The organism is Streptomyces sp. S.PB5, from assembly GCF_030403745.1.
Classification (GTDB): Bacteria; Actinomycetota; Actinomycetes; order Streptomycetales; family Streptomycetaceae; genus Streptomyces.
Genome location: NZ_JAQMWP010000032.1, coordinates 1 through 18,193 on the forward strand (window position 1 = coordinate 1; position 18,193 = coordinate 18,193).

The 18,193-nt window shown below is 71.3% G+C and carries 19 protein-coding genes; 7 read left to right on the plus strand and 12 right to left on the minus strand.

What is annotated here, in order from left to right; genetic code table 11:
• The coding region (locus PH203_RS45945; protein ID WP_289928529.1) for an RNA-guided endonuclease TnpB family protein at positions 1–730 on the plus strand (730 nt) is incomplete at its 5' end.
• A gap of 57 nt (positions 731–787) precedes the next feature.
• On the opposite strand, the gene PH203_RS45950 is transcribed toward PH203_RS45945, so the two are convergent.
• From PH203_RS45950 to PH203_RS45960, 3 genes are all read right to left on the minus strand, one after another.
• Positions 788–1,483, minus strand: a complete 696-nt coding sequence (locus tag PH203_RS45950; RefSeq protein ID WP_289928531.1) for a hypothetical protein — start codon at positions 1,481–1,483, stop codon at positions 788–790.
• A gap of 94 nt (positions 1,484–1,577) precedes the next feature.
• Entirely contained in the window at positions 1,578–3,935 is a 2,358-nt protein-coding gene (locus PH203_RS45955) for an FtsX-like permease family protein (RefSeq protein ID WP_289928532.1), read from the minus strand.
• Positions 3,932–4,624, minus strand: coding sequence for an ABC transporter ATP-binding protein (locus tag PH203_RS45960; RefSeq protein ID WP_289928534.1), 693 nt, complete (start codon positions 4,622–4,624; stop codon positions 3,932–3,934). Before PH203_RS45960 ends, PH203_RS45955 begins: the two co-directional genes overlap by 4 nt.
• A gap of 216 nt (positions 4,625–4,840) precedes the next feature.
• On the opposite strand from PH203_RS45960, the gene PH203_RS45965 reads away from it, so the two are divergent.
• From PH203_RS45965 to PH203_RS45975, 3 genes are all read left to right on the plus strand, one after another.
• The gene (locus PH203_RS45965) at positions 4,841–6,124 is read left to right on the plus strand and encodes a histidine kinase (RefSeq protein WP_289928536.1); all 1,284 of its coding nucleotides are present in this window, start codon (positions 4,841–4,843) and stop codon (positions 6,122–6,124) included.
• A complete protein-coding gene (locus PH203_RS45970; RefSeq protein ID WP_289928538.1) occupies positions 6,121–6,804 on the plus strand; it encodes a response regulator transcription factor in 684 nt (227 codons plus the stop codon). The genes PH203_RS45965 and PH203_RS45970 overlap by 4 nt, the downstream gene beginning before the upstream one ends.
• A 234-nt stretch (positions 6,805–7,038) precedes the next feature.
• A complete protein-coding gene (locus tag PH203_RS45975; protein ID WP_289928540.1) occupies positions 7,039–8,208 on the plus strand; it encodes an alanine--tRNA ligase-related protein in 1,170 nt (389 codons plus the stop codon).
• A 7-nt stretch (positions 8,209–8,215) separates the two neighbouring features.
• Here the strand turns inward: PH203_RS45975 and PH203_RS45980 are convergent, their stop codons facing one another.
• Positions 8,216–9,742 carry an FAD-dependent oxidoreductase gene (locus tag PH203_RS45980; RefSeq protein WP_289928542.1) on the minus strand — a complete coding sequence of 509 codons (1,527 nt, stop codon included), beginning with the start codon at positions 9,740–9,742 and terminating at the stop codon, positions 8,216–8,218.
• A 124-nt stretch (positions 9,743–9,866) separates the two neighbouring features.
• Here PH203_RS45980 and PH203_RS45985 point away from each other — a divergent pair, with 124 nt between their 5' ends.
• Positions 9,867–10,430 (plus strand): hemerythrin domain-containing protein, encoded by a 564-nt coding sequence (locus PH203_RS45985; RefSeq protein WP_289928543.1) that lies wholly within the window; start codon positions 9,867–9,869, stop codon positions 10,428–10,430.
• A gap of 12 nt (positions 10,431–10,442) precedes the next feature.
• Here the strand turns inward: PH203_RS45985 and PH203_RS45990 are convergent, their stop codons facing one another.
• From PH203_RS45990 to PH203_RS46000, 3 genes are all read right to left on the minus strand, one after another.
• The gene (locus tag PH203_RS45990) at positions 10,443–10,976 is read right to left on the minus strand and encodes a hypothetical protein (protein WP_289928545.1); all 534 of its coding nucleotides are present in this window, start codon (positions 10,974–10,976) and stop codon (positions 10,443–10,445) included.
• A gap of 59 nt (positions 10,977–11,035) precedes the next feature.
• The gene (locus tag PH203_RS45995) at positions 11,036–12,559 is read right to left on the minus strand and encodes a methionine--tRNA ligase (RefSeq protein WP_289928547.1); all 1,524 of its coding nucleotides are present in this window, start codon (positions 12,557–12,559) and stop codon (positions 11,036–11,038) included.
• A 225-nt stretch (positions 12,560–12,784) separates the two neighbouring features.
• Positions 12,785–13,474, minus strand: a complete 690-nt coding sequence (locus PH203_RS46000) for a nucleotidyltransferase domain-containing protein (RefSeq protein ID WP_289928548.1) — start codon at positions 13,472–13,474, stop codon at positions 12,785–12,787.
• A gap of 212 nt (positions 13,475–13,686) precedes the next feature.
• Here PH203_RS46000 and PH203_RS46005 point away from each other — a divergent pair, with 212 nt between their 5' ends.
• A complete protein-coding gene (locus PH203_RS46005) occupies positions 13,687–14,337 on the plus strand; it encodes a lipoprotein (protein ID WP_289928550.1) in 651 nt (216 codons plus the stop codon).
• A gap of 127 nt (positions 14,338–14,464) precedes the next feature.
• A complete protein-coding gene (locus tag PH203_RS46010; RefSeq protein ID WP_289928551.1) occupies positions 14,465–14,986 on the plus strand; it encodes a hypothetical protein in 522 nt (173 codons plus the stop codon).
• Positions 14,987–15,029: 43 nt separating this feature from the next.
• Here PH203_RS46010 and PH203_RS46015 read toward each other — a convergent pair whose 3' ends face one another.
• From PH203_RS46015 to PH203_RS46035, 5 genes are all read right to left on the minus strand, one after another.
• Positions 15,030–15,551, minus strand: a complete 522-nt coding sequence (locus tag PH203_RS46015) for a hypothetical protein (RefSeq protein ID WP_289928553.1) — start codon at positions 15,549–15,551, stop codon at positions 15,030–15,032.
• A 54-nt stretch (positions 15,552–15,605) separates the two neighbouring features.
• A complete protein-coding gene (locus PH203_RS46020; RefSeq protein ID WP_289928555.1) occupies positions 15,606–16,385 on the minus strand; it encodes an alpha/beta fold hydrolase in 780 nt (259 codons plus the stop codon).
• 25 nt (positions 16,386–16,410) lie between these two features.
• Entirely contained in the window at positions 16,411–17,346 is a 936-nt protein-coding gene (locus PH203_RS46025) for an aminoglycoside phosphotransferase family protein (RefSeq protein ID WP_289928558.1), read from the minus strand.
• A gap of 102 nt (positions 17,347–17,448) precedes the next feature.
• Positions 17,449–17,685 (minus strand): hypothetical protein, encoded by a 237-nt coding sequence (locus PH203_RS46030; protein WP_289928560.1) that lies wholly within the window; start codon positions 17,683–17,685, stop codon positions 17,449–17,451.
• A 62-nt stretch (positions 17,686–17,747) separates the two neighbouring features.
• On the minus strand, positions 17,748–18,188 hold the full coding sequence (locus PH203_RS46035) for an Lrp/AsnC family transcriptional regulator (RefSeq protein WP_289928561.1): 441 nt from the start codon (positions 18,186–18,188) through the stop codon (positions 17,748–17,750).
• Between the last annotated feature and the right edge of the window lie 5 nt (positions 18,189–18,193).

Sequence of the window (18,193 nt, forward strand, 5' to 3'; positions counted from 1 at the left end):
GGCGGGCAGATTCTTCGCCTCCTTCGTCATCGACACCGACCCCGCCGCCGACCAGGCACGCATGCCCGAAACCGACCGCACCATCGGCATCGACCTCGGCCTCACGCACTTCATCGTCCTCTCGGACGGCACGAAGATCGACTCCCCGCGCTTCCTGCGGCGGGCGGAGAAGAAGCTGAAGAAGGCCCACAAGGATCTGTCCCGCAAGCAGAAGGGGTCCAAGAACCGGGCCAAGGCCCGCCTGAAGGTCGCCCGCGCCCACGCCAAGGTCGCTGACGCGCGCCATGAGTTCCACCACCAGCTCTCCACGGAACTGATCTGCGAGAACCAAGCAATCGCCGTGGAGGACCTGTCGGTGAAAGGACTCGCGCGCACCAGGCTGGCCAAGTCCGTGCACGACGCCGGATGGGCATCGTTCATCAGCATGCTGGAGTACAAGGCGCAACGGTACGGCCGCACCCTGGTCACCATCGGCCGCTTCACACCGACCTCCCAGACCTGCTCCACCTGCGGCGCCGTGGACGGCCCCAAACCCCTGAACGTCCGGGCATGGACCTGTGCCGCCTGCGGCACCGTCCACGACCGGGACACCAACGCCGCACTCAACGTCAAAACGGCCGCCGGACTGGCGGTGTCAGCCTGCGGAGCGCCGGTAAGACCAGGAGCAATCCCGGCACAGCGCGAAGAAACAGGAAGCCACGGATTCCCGACCGGAAACCGTGCCGCCTAGCGGCACGGCAACCGGTAGAGAAGGCCAGAATCCTCGTCCTTCAGGACGAGGAGCATGTCAATTCTTCACGTCGCCGGTGAAGATCGACGTCTCCGACTCGTAGTCGGGCGCCACCTCGACCTGGAGGAACGTCTCACCCTTGGGGAGTTCGCAGCCCCACGCCACCGAGAGGGACCGGCCGGCGAGGACGCTGGTGTCGGGCAGGCCGTCGAGTCCGTCGTCGTAGATGGCCTCGCCTTCCTTGCCCTCGTCGCCGTAGGCGCAGTTGACGGTCATCTGGCCGGCGTCGAACTTCTTGCCGGAGTTGTTGACGATCTTGATCGTGAACTTGGCGTACGGGGTGTTCTCGGGGGACGCGTAGTCGCTGGAGACCGCGCGGGAGAACTTGGCGAGGCTGATCTCGATGTCGTTGTCGTAGACGATCGTGTCGTCGAACGTGTAGGAGTCGTCGCCGGAATCCTCGGCGGGCTCCTCGGTGGCTTCGTCGGACGCGGTGTCCGAGACCGTGTCACCGGTCTCGGCCGGCACCGTCTCGGTGACGGTCACGGTCGGCGCGGCCTCGGCCTTGTCGTCGCCGCCGAGACCGGCGGTGACGACGGCGCCGAGGACGGCACCGACCACCGCCGCGCCCGCGGCGATGAGGATCGCGTTGATCTTCTTCTGCTGCGGCTGCGGCGGTTGCGGCGGCAGATAGCCGGGCGTCGGCGGCGGCGTGTACTCCGGCATGGGCGGCGGAGTGGTGTGGTGGCTCATGGTCCCCCCAGGGATGGTGCTGTTGCGTTTTCAATCATCACCTGTGGGACGCCTGTTGTGGAGGTGTCGTAATGAAAACGTGCTGATGGAGCGGCTATTCCGTGCGCAGGGCCGTCGCGGTACGGGCCTTGGCCGCCCAGCCCGCCGGGAGCAGCGCGCCGAGCAGTGCGATGGCGAGGCCGCCCAGTCCGAGCAGGATCAGCTCCGTGGGCGCGTACACGTCGAGCACGGACCGTGGCAGTCCGGTACCCACGGTCTCCGCTATCTTCGGCAGCACATAGCCGTGCAGCGCGTATCCGGCGGGTACACCGGCGAGGCCGCCGAGCACGCCGATCCCGGCCACCGAGGCGAGCACGAGGCTGACGGCCTGCCGGGGTGTCATACCGAGCGCCTTGCAGACGCCGAGGTCGTGGACGCGTTCCCGGGTGTCGAGGACCACGGAGTTGAGGACGCCGAGCCCGGCCACGGAGACGAGCATGAGGGTGAGGAGTGCGGCCATCGCGTTGAGGACGATGAGGAGGTTGTCCTGTCCGGAGGGGGCGTTGGCGAAGGCGTCGCCGCCGAGGGGCCGCACGGCCGCGGCGAGTGTCTCGGCGTACGCGGCCGGGGTGACCCCGTCCTTCACGTCGACCCGGAACATGGTGGGCTGCACGGCCGGGAAGTCGGCCATGTCCGCGTGGATCTCCAGGACGTCGTCGGAGGTGTCGAAGGCCTCTCCGACGATCTTCAGCGTGGCCGACTCCTTGCCCGCGGTCACACGTACGGTGTCGCCGATCCCGGTGCCGGTGGTGTCGAGGAACTGGGTGGACACCACGACCTGGCCCGGTCCGGTGACCCAGTGGCCGTCGATCATCGCGTAGCTGCCGGAGCGCGAGTCGCCGTCGTAGAGGGTGACCCGGACGGTGCCGGACACCCCGGGCACGGTGGCGTCCTCCTGGGCCACGCCGTAGTACGCGGCGGTGCCCTCCTGCGCCTTGACGGCGGCGCGTATCTGCGCCGGGTCGGCCGGCGCGGGGGCGGGGTTGTTCTCGGCGGGGACGCGTTCGCCGCGGCCGACGGTGGGGCCGCCGGCGAAGACGCTGACGTCGTTGCGGCTCTCGGGGTCCCCGGCCTCCGACACTTTGTTCAGGGAGGACGTCAGTCCCAGCGCGAACGTCGCCGCGACCGTGCCGAAGGCCACGGCGAGGAGCATCGCGAGAGTGCGGACGGGGTGGGCGAAGGGGCTCGCCAGTCCGTAGGTCACCGCGCGCGGCAGCGGCAGCCGGCCCGCCGCCCGGTGCGCCCACTGACCGCGTCCGGTGCGGGGTGCGCGGCCGACGGCGATGGCCTCGACGGTCCGCAGCCGCCCGGCCCGCAGCGCGGGGACGAGGGCCGCGATCCCCACGACGAGCAGGGCGCCGCCCGCCACCAGGACGTCCACCCACCACGCGACCGTCAGCGAGACGGTGCCGTAGACGGTCTCGGTGTCCTCCAGGAGCGGCAGGGCCATCAGGTTGCCCAGGACGACACCGAGGGCGATACCGGCGCCGGCCGGGACGAGGGCCTGGGCGACGTAGGCGCGGACGACTTCGGAGGGGGTGAAGCCGAGGGCCTTCAGGATGCCGATCCTGCGCAGACCGGTCCCGACAGCACCGCTGATGACACTGCCGACGATGATCACCGACATGACGATGCCGAGCACACCGAAGGCGATCAGGAACGGGATCGTCGGGGCCGCACTCTGGTCGGCGGCGCGCTTGGTGTCCAGGTAGGACTCGGAGGCGAGGAGCGCACCGGCCGGGACGGCGTCCGTGAGCTTCTTGCGGGCCGCGGCGATCTCGCCCTTGCTGCCGGCCGAGTCGAAGCGGTACAGCATCTGACGTGTGAGCGGGCTTTCCGGCCCGGCAAGTGACGTCACCTGGGCGGGAGTTGCCCATGCCTGTGCCGTCCGGCCGACGGACAGGGCGAAGCCGACGACGGTGAGCGTGGGGCTGTTGTCGGCGTCCGAGGCCCTGAGGGTGGAGCCCAGGGCGAGGGCGGGGCCCTGGAAGGACTCCGCGAGCACGATCTCGCCGGTTCGCGTCGGCCACCGGCCCGACTTGAGTTCCAGCCGGTCCACGTCGGTGGCCGGGTCGGACCGGCCGACGAGGGTCATCGACGGCAGGTGCCGCCCCTGGTCGTCCACCGCGTTGACGGTGGTGGACGGGTAGGGCCCCGCGGTCCCGGTGACGCCGTCGAGGCGGCCGGTGGCCTCCAGCTGGGCCGTGCTCACCTTGGCGGGGTCGTAGTCCACGGTGAGATGGGCCCCGTTCTGCCGGGCGAAGGCGCGGTCGAAGGGGGCGCTGGTGGCGACCATCAGGGATCCCGCGACCACCGCCGAGGCCACGGCCATCATCGTGGCCAGTGCGATCACGACCGTCTGGACACGGCGTCGGCCGACCCCCGAGCGTACGACCCGGGTGAGGGCGCTCATCGCACGGCCTCCGTCCGGGTGTCGAGGGCGAGGTGGCCGTCGACCAGGTGGATCGTGCGGCTCGCGCAGGCCTCGGCGAGGGCCAGGTCGTGGGTGACGAGGACGATGGTCTGTCCGCCGCGGTGCAGATCGACGAGGAGCTGGCGGACGTCCTGGCCCGAGGCGCTGTCGAGGGCGCCGGTCGGTTCGTCGGCGAGGAGCAGGGCGGGCCGGTTGACCAACGCCCGTGCCACGGCGACCCGTTGGCGTTCGCCTCCGGAGAGCCGGCCGGGGTAGGCGCGGGCGTGCTTCTGGATGCCGAGCACCTCCATCAGCTCCCCGGCGCGGGCGGCCGCCTTGCGTCGGGCGGTGCCGGTGAGCTGGGCGGGGAGCTGGATGTTGTCGGCGACAGTGAGGTCGTCGAGGAGGTTGAAGAACTGGAAGACCATGCCGATCTGTTCGCGGCGGAAGCGGGCCAGGGCGTGCTCGCTGAGCTGGTCGATGCGGCGGCCCGCGACGGTGACGGTCCCGGTGGTGGGCTTGTCGAGGCCCGCGACGAGGTTCAGCAGGGTGGACTTGCCGCTGCCGGAGGGGCCGGTGACGGCGAGGGCCTCCCCGGGGGCGACGCCGAGGTCGATCGGACCGAGCGCGGGGGCGCCGGAACTGTCGTAACGCTTGGCCACGCCCGCCAGTTCGATCAGATGGGTCATGGGAGTCCGTCCTCGCGGTCTGAGTGGTGGTGAGGGCTTCTGGCTCAGCGAAGGTAGGGGCGTGGCCCGGTGCCCCGCGTCGGCCGGGGCACCGACTTCCGGCCCTCCGCCCGAAGGACCCGGGCACGGGTCATCCCTGCGAAGTACGCCTGGAGGACAGGTCGTCGACCGCGCAGAGGGACGCGGGTTCAGCGGGGGCGACCCCACAATGTGCCGATGGAGACCGTGAACCGTTGGCTGCGTCAGGTGTGCGCGGCGGTGCGGCCGGAGCCGAGGCGTGCCCCGCTGTCGCGGCGGGCGGTCGGTGTCGATGTCGTCCTGGCGGTGCTGCTGACCGTGGTCGCGCTGGTCGTGGCGGCGCGCTATCCGGGCGACGGTCCGGCCAGCTTCGGGAAGTCGGAGTTCAGTGCGCCGGACGTGCCCAGGCCTCCCGTGCCGCCGGGACCACGGTTCGTCCCGGAGGAGCCGTCCTCCCCGCCCTGGCCGCTGATCGTGCTGTCGGCGCTGCCGCTGGCCGTCCGGCGCAGGTATCCGCTCGCCGCGTTCGCGGTGCTGATGACCGCGGTGCTGGGCATCGGCGACGACGCCTCCTGGATCAATGTGCTGACCTGTGTCATCGCCGCGTACAGCGCCGTCATGCACAGCCGGCACCGGACGGTGGCGACGGCCGCGATGGTCTTCGCTGCGGTGCTGGCCGGCTTCGCGTTCCGGGAGACCGAGCCCATCCTGCCGGGCTGGTCGAGCCCCGCGGTGGTGCTGCTGATCGCGGGGGTGGTGGCCGGTCTCGTCCGGTACTGGCGGCGGCGTCTGTCGGCCGACCGCGAGCGGCTCGCGCAGCTGGAACGGGACCAGGAGGAGGCGACGCGCCGGGCCGTGGAGGAGGAACGGGCGCGCATCGCGGCCGAGTTGCACGATGTGGTGACCCACAATGTGAGCGTGATGGTCATCCAGGCGGGCGCGGCGCGCAAGGTGATGGACGTGGCGCCGGAGCGGTCGAAGGCGGCGCTGCTGGCGGTCGAGGCGGGCGGCCGGGCCGCGATGGCCGAACTCCGCCATGTGATGGGCCTGTTGGCGGCCCCCGACCTGGACCAGCCCGACGCCCTGGAGCCCCAGCCCGGCCTGGCCCGGCTGGACGCGCTGATCGTTCGGGTACGCGCCGCCGGAACCCCGGTGGGCGTCGCGGTGTCCCTCCCGCCGGACCCGTTGCCGCCCGGCATCGACCTGACGGCGTACCGCGTCGTGCAGGAGGCGCTGACCAACACGATCAAGCACGCACCGGGCGCCGAGGCCTCGGTCACGATCGGCTATGCCGAGGAGGTCCTGCAGATCGAGATCACCGACACCGGAGCGGTCCGGGACGCTGCGCCGGCGGAGGGCAACGGCCGCGGGCTGATCGGACTGCGCGAGCGACTCGCGGTGTACGGCGGTGAGTTGACGGCCGGGCCGACCCTGGCGGGCGGCTATCGCGTCAAGGCTCTCCTCCCCTGGCGGTCGGCATGAACGGGCCGAAGCTGCGTGCCGTCATCGCCGACGACCAGGCTCTCGTGCGGACCGGCTTCGGGATGATCCTCGCCGCGGACGGCATCGAGGTGACGGCCGAGGCCGCCGACGGGGCGGAGGCCGTCGCCGCGGTCCGGGACACCCGCCCCGACGTGGTCCTCATGGACATCCGGATGCCGGGGATGGACGGCATCGAGGCCACCCGCCGCATCCTGACCGACGAGCGCGCGGACGGCACCCGGGTCATCATCCTCACCACCTACGACCTCGACCACTACGTGTACGCCGCGCTCACCGCCGGTGCCAGCGGCTTCCTGCTCAAGGACGTCACACCGGAACATCTGGTGGCCGCCGTACGCCTGGTGCAGTCCGGCGACGCCCTGCTCGCCCCCGCGATCACCCGCCGTCTGATCGAGCGCTTCGCCCATCGCGAGGAGGCCCGCCCGGCACCCGGCCCGCACCGCGACCTGTCCGGCCTGACACCGCGCGAGCTGGAGGTGCTGCGCCTGCTGGCGACGGGACTGAGCAACGCCGAGCTCGCCGACCGGCTCTTCCTCAGCCAGACCACGGTCAAGACCCACATCGGCCGCATCCTGTCCAAGCTGGACCTGCGGGACCGGGTCCAGGCGGTCGTCCTCGCCTACGAGACGGGGCTGATCACTCCCGGCGGAGCCGACTGAGGAACCGGCCGGCCGAAAACCCGGAGGTCATTCCCGGGGCCGCCGGTTACCGTTGAGCCATGAAGGTCATGGAGCACACCCACACCGCAGCCGCGCGAGCGACCAGCTCCCCGGCTGCCCACGCCTGACCTCACCTCTCCCCCGGCGGCCGGAAACGGACCGCCGGTGCAGCGCGCGCCACCCCTCTGGATTCCGGCGGTTCTTTCCGGTCCCACGACCCGAAGGAACACCGCCATGAACACCGACCGCACCCTGCGCACCTTCACGGACTTCTACGTCGAGCGCGGCCACCATCTGATCACCGGCAGCACCCTGCTCCCACCCTCCTCGGACCCGGTGCTGTTCACCACGTCCGGCATGCACCCCCTCACCCCGTACCTGGAAGGCCGCCCGCATCCGCACGGCCGCCGACTGGTCGACGTACAGCGCTGTCTGCGCACCACCGATCTCGACGAGATCGGGGACCGGACGCATCTCACGGTCTTCGAGATGCTCGGTTCGTGGTCGCTGGGCGACTACGACCACTCGCAGAGCCTGCGCTGGGGGTACGAGCTCCTGCGCGACGGATTCGGCATCCCTGACGGGGAGTTGTACGTCACGGTCTTCGGCGGCGACGAACAGCTCGGCCCCGACACCGAATCCCTGTCCACCTGGCGCGAGTTGGGCATCCCCGTGGAGGAGACCCGCGAGGACAACTGGTGGTCCAACGGCCCCACCGGACCGTGCGGTCCCGACTCGGAGATCTTCGTCTGGACCGGCGACACCCCGCCGGAGGGCACCCCCACGAGTGACCCGCGCTGGGTCGAGGTCTGGAACCACGTCGACATGCGCTACCGACGCCATGACGACGGCCGCCTCGAACCCCTCTCACAGCGCAACATCGACACGGGCATGGGCCTGGAACGCCTGCTGACCGTCCTGCAGGGCCGCGATTCGGTCTACGACACCGACCTGTTCGAACCCTGGATGCGCCTGCTCCCGCCCCTGTGGGACCTCGACGAGCCGTCACTGCGGCTGGTCTGCGACCACCTGCGCTCCGGGATCGTCGTCATCGGCGACGGCGTACGGCCGTCCAACACCGGGCGCGGCTACGTCCTGCGCCGCATCGTCCGCCGCCTCCTGACCACCCTGTGGCGGCACGACCCCACCCGCACCCTCGGCGACCTGCCGCCGGAGCTGATCGAGCACACGGTGGACCACTTCCGGCTGCCCGGCGGAACCGGCCCGGTCCTCGATGTGCTCCTCGACGAGGAGCGCCGCTTCGGCGAACTCCTCGTCCGGGGCCGCCGCATCCTCTCCGGCCCGCGGTACCAGGGGCAGTTGAGCGAGCAGGACTACCACTACCTGCACGACACCCACGGCCTGCCCCGTGAGCTGGTGGTGAGCCTGCACGAGGTGAGCTGACCCCAGGTCAGATGTCGCGCTGCTCCAGGGGTTTGGTGGCCGGCCCCTGCACGACGTTCCCGTCCGGGTCGAAGCGGGAGCCGTGGCAGGGGCACTCCCAGGTGCGTTCGGCCGCGTTGAAGGCGACGAGACAGCCGAGGTGGGTGCAGCGCGCGGACACCGCGTGGAGCTGCCCGTCCTCGTCGCGGTGGACGGCGCGGCGATGACCGCCGGTCCCGATCACCGCGCCCTCCCCGGGTGCGATCTCCTCGACCGTAAGACCCGGGGTGCGGGGCATCCGGTCACCGACGAAGTGCCGGGCGACCTGCGCCTGGTGCTTGAGGAACGCCGGCGCCTCGCGCACGGCCGGGCCGATACGGCGGGGGTCGTACAGGTCGGCCCAGGGCAGCTTGTGGCCGGCGATCAGCTCCGCGAGGAGCCGGCCCGCCATGATGCCGCCGCTCATTCCCCAGCCGCCGAAGCCGGTGGCGACGTAGGTGTGCCGGCTGCCCGCGTGGAACGGGCCGACGAGCGGCACGCCGTCGGTGGAGTCGTTGTCCTGGGTGGCCCAGCGGTGAGTGAAGTCGAGCTCGCCGAAGTGCCCGGTCGCCCAGGCGGCGAGCCGGTCGAAGCGTTCCCGCACATCGGCGGTGCCCGGTGTGAAGTGCTCCCCGGTGACGATCAGCAGCCGCCTGCCGTCCTGGTACGGGGCGGTGCGCACGGAGCGGGTGCCCTCCTCGGGCGTGATGTACATGCCGTGCGGATCGCGGTCGGCCGGGATCGGCGCGGCCACGACGAGCTCGCGGCGCGGGGAGAGCCGGGTGAAGAGCAGCGCACGGTCGAAGATCGGGTAGTGGGTGGCGACGACGACGTCCGTGGCCGTGACCGTGGAGCCGTTCTCCGTGGTCAGGCGGCAGGGTTCGCCCTCCTTGAGGCCGACGACCCGGGTGCCCTCGTGGATGCGTCCGCCGTGCCGCAGCAGGTCCTCGGCGAGGGCGAGAAGGTATTTGCGCGGGTGGAACTGGGCCTGCTCGGTCACCCGTACCGCGCCCGCGACGGGGAACGGCAGGCCGGTCCCGGTCACGTACTCGGCGGGCAGCCCGGCCTCACGGGCGGCGTCCGCCTCCGCCTTCAGCTCCTCGACGTCCGAGCCGTCCTGGGCGTAGGTGAAGGCGGCCGTCTCCTCCCAGTCGCAGTCGATGCCGAGCTCGTCCGCGAGGGCGGCGGCCTGGCGGATGGCCTCGCTCTGGGAGCGCGCGTAGAGGTGGGCGGCCTCGGCGCCGCGGGTACGGTTCAGCCGCGCGTACACGAGGGTGTGGAGCGCGCTGAGCTTGGCGGTGGTGTGGCCGGTCACCCCGGCGGCGATCCGCCCCGCCTCCAGGAGCGCCACACTGCGGCCGGCGCGGGCCAGCTCCCACGCCGTGCTGAGCCCCGCGATGCCCGCGCCGACGACGGCGACGTCGACCGTGCGGTCACCCGTCAGGTGCGGGTGGGGCTCGGCCGGGGGTGCCGTCTCGATCCAGTAGGACTTCGGAACGTCTTCGTATGTGCTCACCGGGACCGAGTCCCCCTTGCGCGCAGGACGACGCATACGGCGTTATCCGCCTCGGGTGCGGGGCACTCGGGTGCCGCGGCGGTGCCCGTTCCGGAACCGCCTGGACCGGCCGGAGGTGGAGAAGATGGGGCATGGTGGAAACGTCATCGACGAGCTGGTGACCGATCACCGCGAGGTCGAGGAGCTCTTCGGCAAGATCGAGGGCCTGCCCTCCGGTGACAAGGACCGCAAGGTGTACGCCGACCAGGTCACGATGGAGCTGGTGCGGCACTCGGTGGCCGAGGAGGCCTATCTCTACCCGGCCGTACGGGAGCATCTGGCGAACGGGAACACCGTCGCCGACCGGGAGATCGAGGACCACTCCAAGGCCGAGCAGCTGATGAAGGACCTGGAGTCCTGTGAGCCGGGGGACGCGGAGTTCGACCGGATCGCCGGTGAGCTGATGGCTGAGGTCCGCTCCCACATCGCCGACGAGGAACAGAACCTGTTCCCGCAGCTGCGTGCGGTCTGCCCGCCGGAGACGCTGAACGAGCTGGGCGAGAAGGTCCGCATGGCGAAGAAGGTGGCGCCCACGCGTCCGCACCCCTCGACCCCGTCCACGCCGCCCGCGAACAAGCTGCTGGCGCCGGGCGTCGGCATGGTCGACCGGCTGCGGGACGCGCTGACGGGCCGCGGCAAGAAGGACTGACGGTCACCGCACTCAGGCGACGAGCGTCTGTCCCGGCTTGAGCAGATCCAGCAGCCGGGCGTGATGCAGTTCCGCCACGGGCGCGACCAGGTCGGGATGGCGCAGGAGAGGCGCCGCCCGCCGGTCGTGCTCGTCCGGTGCGACCAGTCGCCGGAACTCCGCCGGCACCCCGGCGAGATGGTCGCTCTCGCCGACGGCCGCGACGGCGAGCCGGGCCAGTTCCGGGACGGTGAGCAGGGACACGGCCCAGCTGGCGACGACCTCGTCGACCCAGGTGCGCCAGGCGCCGTCGTCCCCGTTCGCGCTCCCTTCCCCGCCCCCGTCGACGCCGGTGATCCAGTCGAGCCGCGCCGAGCCGCCGGGCCCCGCCATCTCGACGAGGCCGGCGTCCATCGCCGTCGGGTAGCGCAGCCATGCCGCGACCGTGACCGCCTGCCGCGCCTGCACCTCGCACAAGGCTGCCGCGAGGGCTCCGCCGGACGCGGGATAGGCGCAGGTCAGCCACTGGGTGGTGGCCGCGATGACCGGGGAGAGAGCTGCTAGCACTGCCGAACCGTCCGGATTGCCGTGTCAGGGGGATGCGGAAACGGTAGCCCACATGAAGGTCAGCGCTGCTCCTGGAGGCGGGCGAAGAGCGGCTTCGCCTCCGGGAGCGTGCCGCCGACGGAGGTCACCTGACCGGAGATCCGTGCGGCCGCCCCGGGGACGAAGGGCCGCAGTTCCTCCCCGAGGACCCGGCACGCCGTGACCAGCGCGGCGAGGACCGCGTCGAGGCGTTCGGCCGCGCCGGCGTTGCCCTGGCGCTGCGCCCTGGCCAGTTCCCAGGGGCGGGTCGCGTCGATGCAGCGGTTGGCCTCCTCCACGATCTCCCAGGCCGCGTCGACGGCCCGGCGGAAGTCGTACGAGGCCAGCGCGGCATCGATCCGTCCGGGTGCGTCGCGGCACACGTCGAGCAGCGTCGCCACGGCGAACCGGTCCGCGCCGAGACCGGGGACCGTGCCGCCGCGGTAGCGGTGGACCATCGTGACGATCCGGTGGACCAGGTTCCCCAGTCCGCCCGCGAAGTCCGCGTCGGCGCGGGCGATCAGCCGCTCGACGGTGAAGTCGGCGTCCCCGACCCGCGGTACGTCCCGCAGCAGCCACCAGCGGACCGCGTCCGTGCCGTGGGCGGCGGCCAGCGCCACCGGGTCCACGGCCGTCCCGTTCCCGGACTTGCTGATCTTGCGGCCGCCGACGGTCAGATAGTCGTGGACGAGGATGTCGGTGGGCAGCGGCAGTCCCGCCGACAGCAGCATGGCCGGCCAGTACACCGCGTGGAACCGCACCACTCCCTTGCCCACCAGGTGGGTACGACGGCCCCTGGCCGCCCACCATCGTCCGTACGCCGGATCGTCGCTGCCGTAGCCGAGGCTGGTGATGTAGTTGCCGAGGGCGTCCCACCACACGTAGACGACCTGGTCGGGGTCGTCGGGCACCGGGATGCCCCAGCCGCGGGCGCGGGTGTGGGAGCGGGAGACGGAGAAGTCGTGCAGTCCGCCGGCGATGAGGGAGAGGACCTCGTTGCGGCGAGCGGCTGGTTCGATGCGCAGGGTGCCGTCGGAGATCAGCTCGTGGAGGCGGTCGGTGTAGCGGGACAGCCGGAAGAACCAGTTCTCCTCCGCGACGAGCCGGGGCTCGGTGCCGTGCTCGGCGCAGCGGCCGTCGACCAGCTCCTCCGGGGTGTAGAACTGCTCGCAGCCGACGCAGTACAGGCCTTCGTACTCCTTGCGGTAGAGGTCGCCCGCCGCCGCGCAGCGACGCCACAGCCGCTCCACACCGGCGCGGTGCCGTGGGTCACTGCTGGTGCGGATGAAGTCGTCCAGGGACAGGGCGAGCGGTTCGCGCAGCGCCGCGAACGCGTCGGCGTTGCGGTCGACGAATTCCCGCACGTCGACGCCCGCGGCGTCGGCGGCCAGCACGTTCTTCAGGGAGTTGTCGTCCGTGCCGCTCAGCAGACGTACGTCATGGCCGCGTCGGCGATGGTGCCGGGCCAGGGTGTCCGCCTGCACCAGCTCCAGGGCGAAGCCCAGATGCGGGCGGGCGTTGACGTACGGAATGGTCGTGGTGATGTAGTGGCGTGGTGTCGTCATGGGTCCTCCTGCCGGTGAGGGGACCTGCTCCGCTCCACGCGTCGAGGCCCCTTCCCGGGGCCTCGGTATCGGTGCGCGTCCGCGCTCAGCAGCCCCTGTGCGGGGGCATCATCCGGTGCTGAGTCGAAGGCGTGATCATGTGGACGAGGGTAGCGCCGGACTGCGGCGGCGGGCACCTCATTTGTTCGGGACGTGCTTCGCCGACGCGCGCGGCGGCGCCCCGGCCTATGCCTCGACCGGTGCGTAGAAGTGCGCGCGGACCCGGTGCAGCCATGCCTCCACCGGCGCCTCGTCCGGGCGGTCGGGCAGTACCGTGCGGGTCTCGTCGAACGCCTTCTCGTAGTACGCGAGCAACGGGCGCGCCACGGAGGCGTCGGCGGCGACGCGCTCACCGAACTCCCGGTATTCCTGCGGGTTCTCGACGCGGAGCGTGAGTCGGCCGGTGGTGTACAGCTCCAGCCCCTGGTGGCACAGCCGCTTGAGATGGCGGGCGTGCTTCGCGGTGCGTCTGTGGGTGTCGCCGGCGGTGTGGTCGCGGTTCTCCAGGCGGCGGAACTGCTGTGTGGCATAGCCGAGATAGGCGTCCCGGACCCGCTTGGCGCTCAGGAACGACGTACGCACGCCGATGAGTTCGTCGCCGAGCGGGGTGCGCACCTCGTACAACTCGTCCGGGAGCCAGGCGAGTTCCATGGCGGTCGGGTTGCAGCTCAGGGCGAGGCGGCACCACTTGGCGGCCTCGTGCAGGGTGCTGTCCGGGTGGGTGGTGACGTGGGACTCCTTCGGGCCGTGCAGGCCGTGCAGGGCCTCGGTGGGAGCGGCGAACATGCCGAGACGGTCCACGTCCGAGCCCGCGTGGGCGAGGCCGTAGGCGGTGGAGCCGACGATGCCGGACAGCAGTACGTTGGCGACGGTCACGGTCGGCCACCTTTCCTGTCGGGCTCCGTGCCGCTTCATTGTGCTGACCTGCGGGGATGAGGTCACGCGGTTTTCTGCGCGGCCGCCTCTGGCCGGGAGGCGGCGAAGGGGCCTCCCGTGCACGGTCTGTCGGTGCCCTCGGCTAATCTGTGCCGCCGGAACCGAGGGGAGACACGAGAGTGCTGGTCAGGGCGGGGAATGCGGGGCGTCGGATGGCTTGTGCGGCCATGCTGGCGGGGGTTTTGGCGGGCTGCTCCGAGTCGACGGAGAAGGGGGACGCCACGTCGGCCTCGAAAGCGTCCTCGAAGGCGTCCGCGAGCGCGTCGGCGGCGGGCGGCGTCGAGAGCGGTGGCTCCGTCGGGGCGGCCGGGTCCGCGTGCGAGCTGCCCGTCGGCTTCGACATCGCCGAGAAGTGGAAGGCGGAGGCCGTCGACAACGCTCCCTCCGGCACCGGGCAGGCGGAGGACGAGCTCGCCGACCTGGTCCTCACCCAGGGACCGGTCAGCCTCGTGTGCGAGATCGACGCCAAGCCGGCGGGCAACATCGGCTTCCTCCGGGCCTGGACCGGCAAGCCCGGCGGCGCCGACGCCCGCACCGTGTTGGAGGAGTACGTCGCGGACGAGCCCGGCGCGAAGGTGAGCAAGGAGCGGTTCAGCACGTTCAAGGCGGGAGACCTCGCGGGCGTGGAGGTGAAGTACCTCACCACCGTCGAGTTCCTGGACGAGACGAAGGAGAACAGCGCACTCGCGGTCGTCACCCCCGACGGTCCGGTCGTCCTGCACCTCGGCGGATTGGACTCCGACGAGCATCAGGGGATGCTCCCGGCGTTCGAGCTCGCGAAGAAGACGCTGCACACGGTCTGAGCAAGCGAAAAAAGGGACAAGGTGCAACCTTTTATTCAAGGCGGTTGTCTCACCAGATAACAGGCACATGAACATCCTGGGGGACGTCATGCGACGAAGCAGAACGACATGGGCCACCGTCGCTCTCATGGGTGCGACGCTCGGCGTGGCCGCCGTACCCGCGCAGGCGAGCACCACCTGCCCCACCGGCTGGGGCAGCCTCGCCAAGAGCCGTGCCGTCGGCACGGCGGACCCGGTGACCGACGTCAGGACCGGCCGGCACACCTGCTACGACCGGCTGGTCGTGGACGTCCCGGGCGCCGGCAAGGACAGCCTCGGCTACTACGTCCACTACGTCGACCGGCTCCACCAGGACGGCTCGGGCCGGCTCATACCGGTCGCCGGCGGTGCCGTCCTGGAGGTGCGGGTGGCGGCACCCGCCTACGACCCCGAGACCGGCGCCCCCACCTATCCCGCCCGGTCGGGCCGCCCCCTGCCCGGCGTCGACCTCGACGGATACCGCACCTTCCGGGACGCCCGGTTCGCCGGCAGCTTCGAAGGAGACACCCAGCTCGGTCTCGGCGTACGCGCCCGGCTGCCGTTCCGGGTCCTGCGGGTGGACGGCCGGGTCGTGGTGGACGTGGCCCACTCATGGACCGCCAAGCCCTGACGTCACACGCGGCAGGCCGACGGGTCGACCCGGCCATGAGGGTTCACTCGTCGGCCTCACGCCGCAGGAACCAGAGGATCGCGGCGACGGCCACCAGCCACAGGGCCGTCACCGCGACCGGACCGCCGATCAGTTCGCCGTAGTGGTAGGCCGGGATCGCGAAGACCATGGCCGACCAGGCCGCCAGGAACCACAGCGAGAACGAGCCCGGCAACTCCCCTCGCGCCCGGCGCACGACAGCGATCCCGGCGGCAACTCCGTAGAGCCCCGCGGCGAGTTCGGCGAGTCCGGTCGCCGTGGAGAACCCGGCTTCCGCCGTGCCCTCGACCACGGCCGCCAGCTCCAAGGCGCCCACCAGCACCACGAACGCGCCCAGCAGCACGGCCCCCGTCCCGTAGACCCGTCGCCACAGGGCGCGGCGACGCCGCCGGATCTCCTGGTACGTCAGTCCCTCGTTCCGGCGCCGCTCGGCAGCCCGTCGGGACCTGCGCGCTGCCTGCAGCCGGGCCCTCCTCGTACGGATCGCACGCCGTCGGCGCCGCTCGGCCGTGTCTCCCCGAAGCATCGGCACAGTCCCCCCGTCGTCCCCATAGGCAGAGACCCCGGGCCGTGCCGTGATTCAGGCCGGGACGGTCACGAAACCCTCCACCGCCCTGGTCAGTTCCTCCGGTTTCTCGACGGGGAGTTCGTGGCCCGCGTCGATGACCCGGACCATGGCGTCCGGATAGGCCTTCGCCATGCGCAGCATCTGCTTCAGCGGGAGCTGGATGTCGTGGTAGCCGTGCACCATCAGCGTGGGCACCTGGATCTCACCGACCCGGTCCAGGACGTCGAAGGCGCGCATGGCCCCGTACAGGGTCATGACGACCTCGCGCGGGGTGTCCGCCGAGGATCTGACGTAGGCGCGGATCTCCTCGCGCGGGTGGCCGGGGGCGAAGGCGCGCTGGATGTTGGCGGCGACGAAGACCTTGAACGGGGCGAGCGTGGAGGCCGCCATCAGCAGGCCCCGCCCCCGGCTGTAGGTCATGCGGCCGATCGAGTTCACCAGCACCATGCGTGCGACGCGGTCGGGGTGGGCCAGGGCGATGGTCTGCGCGATCATCCCGCCCATGGAGTGTCCGACGAGCACGCAGCGCTCGATCTCCAGATGGTCGAGGAGGGCGAGGACGTCCTCCGCCAGTTCCGCGATCGTCCCGACCCCGGCCCCGGTGCTGTCGCCGTGTCCGCGCAGATCGAGGCGGACGACCCGGCGCTTCTTTGCGAAGTGCTCGACCTGGTGGTCCCAGCGGTGCCGGTTCGCCGTCCAGCCGTGGACGAACACCAGGGGCACGCTCGCGCTGTCGCGGGGGCCCTCGTCGTCGTACGTCAGCACTGCGCCGTCGACTTCGAGCTGCGGCATGACGGCCTCCTGGGGCACGATCCGGTTACTGGCCGGTAGGGTAGCCGCCGAACCACGCCCGGGCCAGAGCCGGCAGGGTCCCTTCGGCAGGACCCTCCAGCTCCCGCAGATACCAGGCCAGATTGCTGTAGACGTGCAGCAGGGTGTAGGCGAGCGCCTGGGACGGATCGACGCGGTGTCCGTACGCCGTCGTCAGCCGGTCGAGCAGATGCGGGTCGCCCCGCGTGACGAACAGCCCTACGCCCACGAAGTCATAGGCCGCGTCCCCGATCATGGCGGGCTCGAAGTCGAAGAGGCCGGTCAGACGCCAGCCGTCGGGGTCGACCAGGAAGTGCTGCCGCATGACCTCGGTGTGCAGGAGTGAGCGGCGTGGGGCGCGCGGCAGGGGGACCGAGGCCAGGAAGTCCGGGATCTGTTCCAGCCAGGAGTCCGCGAGTCCGTGACGGTGTTGCCGCGCCACGGCGTTCTCGCACTGCCGGTCGAGGAAGGCACCCCAGTCGCCCGGGCCGAGGACGTCCTCCAGGGGTGCGGGGTCGAGCGAGTGGAGGACGGCGAGGGCCTCGCCGATCTCGGTGACGATCCGTTCCCGGTCGGGCCGCGGGATGCGGTCCCAGACGTGGGCGAGGTTCTCCCCGGGCAGCCGGGACATCAGGACGTACCGCCAGCCGTTCTCGTACGGCCCGAAGCCGTCCACGCGGGGTGTCGGTACCGGGAGCAGTCCGTGCAGGTGGGTCAGGACCCGGCCTTCGGTGACGCCGTCCTGGGCGGCGGAGGTCGGGAAGAGCTTGAGGACCTGGCCGTCGCCGACCGCGTAGACGGGCTGCGAGCCGTCGGGGAAGCGGGTCAGGGGTGCGCCGGCGAGTCCGAGGCGTGCGCAGAGGTCCTCCGCGCCTGCCCGCATCAGCTTCTCGTCCTCGACGACCGTGTTCCACTCTTCGTCGGTCTCCACCACGGGCAGCATGATCGCGACCGTAGGCCGACAAGCGGCGGCCGGGCAACCGGTTTTGGAGATGCGTGGTGCCCGGCCGGACACCCCCGGCCGGGCACCCGCACGAACCTGCGGTCAGCCGCCGCTCAGCCGCGCGCGCAGCAGTTCCTTGCCGAGTTCGGCGCCCTTGCGGCTGTCCGCCTGCGCCTTGCGGAACAGGTCTGCGACCTGGGTGTCCTTGCTCCGCTCGGCGTCCTGGATGTACGTGTCCAGGCGCAGCGCGTTGTTCAGGCACGCCTCCACGTACCAGATGAGGTTGTAGTCCTTGTCCGGCGTACCGGTCACGCCGCCGGTCTCCGTACTGCTGGTCATGCGGGCCTCCTCCAGCGGTTGTCGTTCCGGGGCCGCCCGAGTACCCGTCCTGCGCAGGTCAATCAGCCGACGTCCCACAGGAAGCGGTGCGTGTGGATGCCGAAGTACGGGAACGACCGGACCTCGCTCACCCCCTCGACGTTGCGTACGACGTCGTTGACGAAGTCGAGCAGGTCGCGCGGGCCGGGGGCGACCACCTCGACGAACAGGTCGAAGCCGCCGGAGGTGAGCACCGAGTAGACGACCTCGTCGCGCCGGGCGAGTTCGTCGGCGACGGCGCGCGGGTCGCCGTCCACGCCGATGCCGAGCAGGGCCATCGCCTGGCCGCCCATGGCCATCGGATCGGTGACGCCGACGACCTGGACCGCCTTGGAGTCCAGGAGGCGTTGCAGGCGCTGGCGGGCGGCCGACGCCGACAGTCCGACCTTGGGGCCGAGGTCGGCGTAGGCGATCCGGCCGTCGGTCTGGAGCTCGCGCAGGATGGCCCGGTCGATCTCGTCCACGTGGT

Coding starts and splice junctions, on each gene's coding strand:
- PH203_RS45995 (WP_289928547.1), bottom strand. CDS start 12,559: ATGACGACACCACGCCACTACATCACCACGACCATTCCGTACGTCAAC.
- PH203_RS45975 (WP_289928540.1), top strand. CDS start 7,039: ATGAACACCGACCGCACCCTGCGCACCTTCACGGACTTCTACGTCGAG.
- PH203_RS46010 (WP_289928551.1), top strand. CDS start 14,465: ATGGGTGCGACGCTCGGCGTGGCCGCCGTACCCGCGCAGGCGAGCACC.
- PH203_RS46015 (WP_289928553.1), bottom strand. CDS start 15,551: ATGCTTCGGGGAGACACGGCCGAGCGGCGCCGACGGCGTGCGATCCGT.
- PH203_RS45970 (WP_289928538.1), top strand. CDS start 6,121: ATGAACGGGCCGAAGCTGCGTGCCGTCATCGCCGACGACCAGGCTCTC.
- PH203_RS45965 (WP_289928536.1), top strand. CDS start 4,841: ATGGAGACCGTGAACCGTTGGCTGCGTCAGGTGTGCGCGGCGGTGCGG.
- PH203_RS45950 (WP_289928531.1), bottom strand. CDS start 1,483: ATGAGCCACCACACCACTCCGCCGCCCATGCCGGAGTACACGCCGCCG.
- PH203_RS46020 (WP_289928555.1), bottom strand. CDS start 16,385: ATGCCGCAGCTCGAAGTCGACGGCGCAGTGCTGACGTACGACGACGAG.
- PH203_RS45960 (WP_289928534.1), bottom strand. CDS start 4,624: ATGACCCATCTGATCGAACTGGCGGGCGTGGCCAAGCGTTACGACAGT.
- PH203_RS45985 (WP_289928543.1), top strand. CDS start 9,867: ATGGGGCATGGTGGAAACGTCATCGACGAGCTGGTGACCGATCACCGC.
- PH203_RS46030 (WP_289928560.1), bottom strand. CDS start 17,685: ATGACCAGCAGTACGGAGACCGGCGGCGTGACCGGTACGCCGGACAAG.
- PH203_RS46025 (WP_289928558.1), bottom strand. CDS start 17,346: ATGCTGCCCGTGGTGGAGACCGACGAAGAGTGGAACACGGTCGTCGAG.
- PH203_RS46005 (WP_289928550.1), top strand. CDS start 13,687: ATGGCTTGTGCGGCCATGCTGGCGGGGGTTTTGGCGGGCTGCTCCGAG.
- PH203_RS45955 (WP_289928532.1), bottom strand. CDS start 3,935: ATGAGCGCCCTCACCCGGGTCGTACGCTCGGGGGTCGGCCGACGCCGT.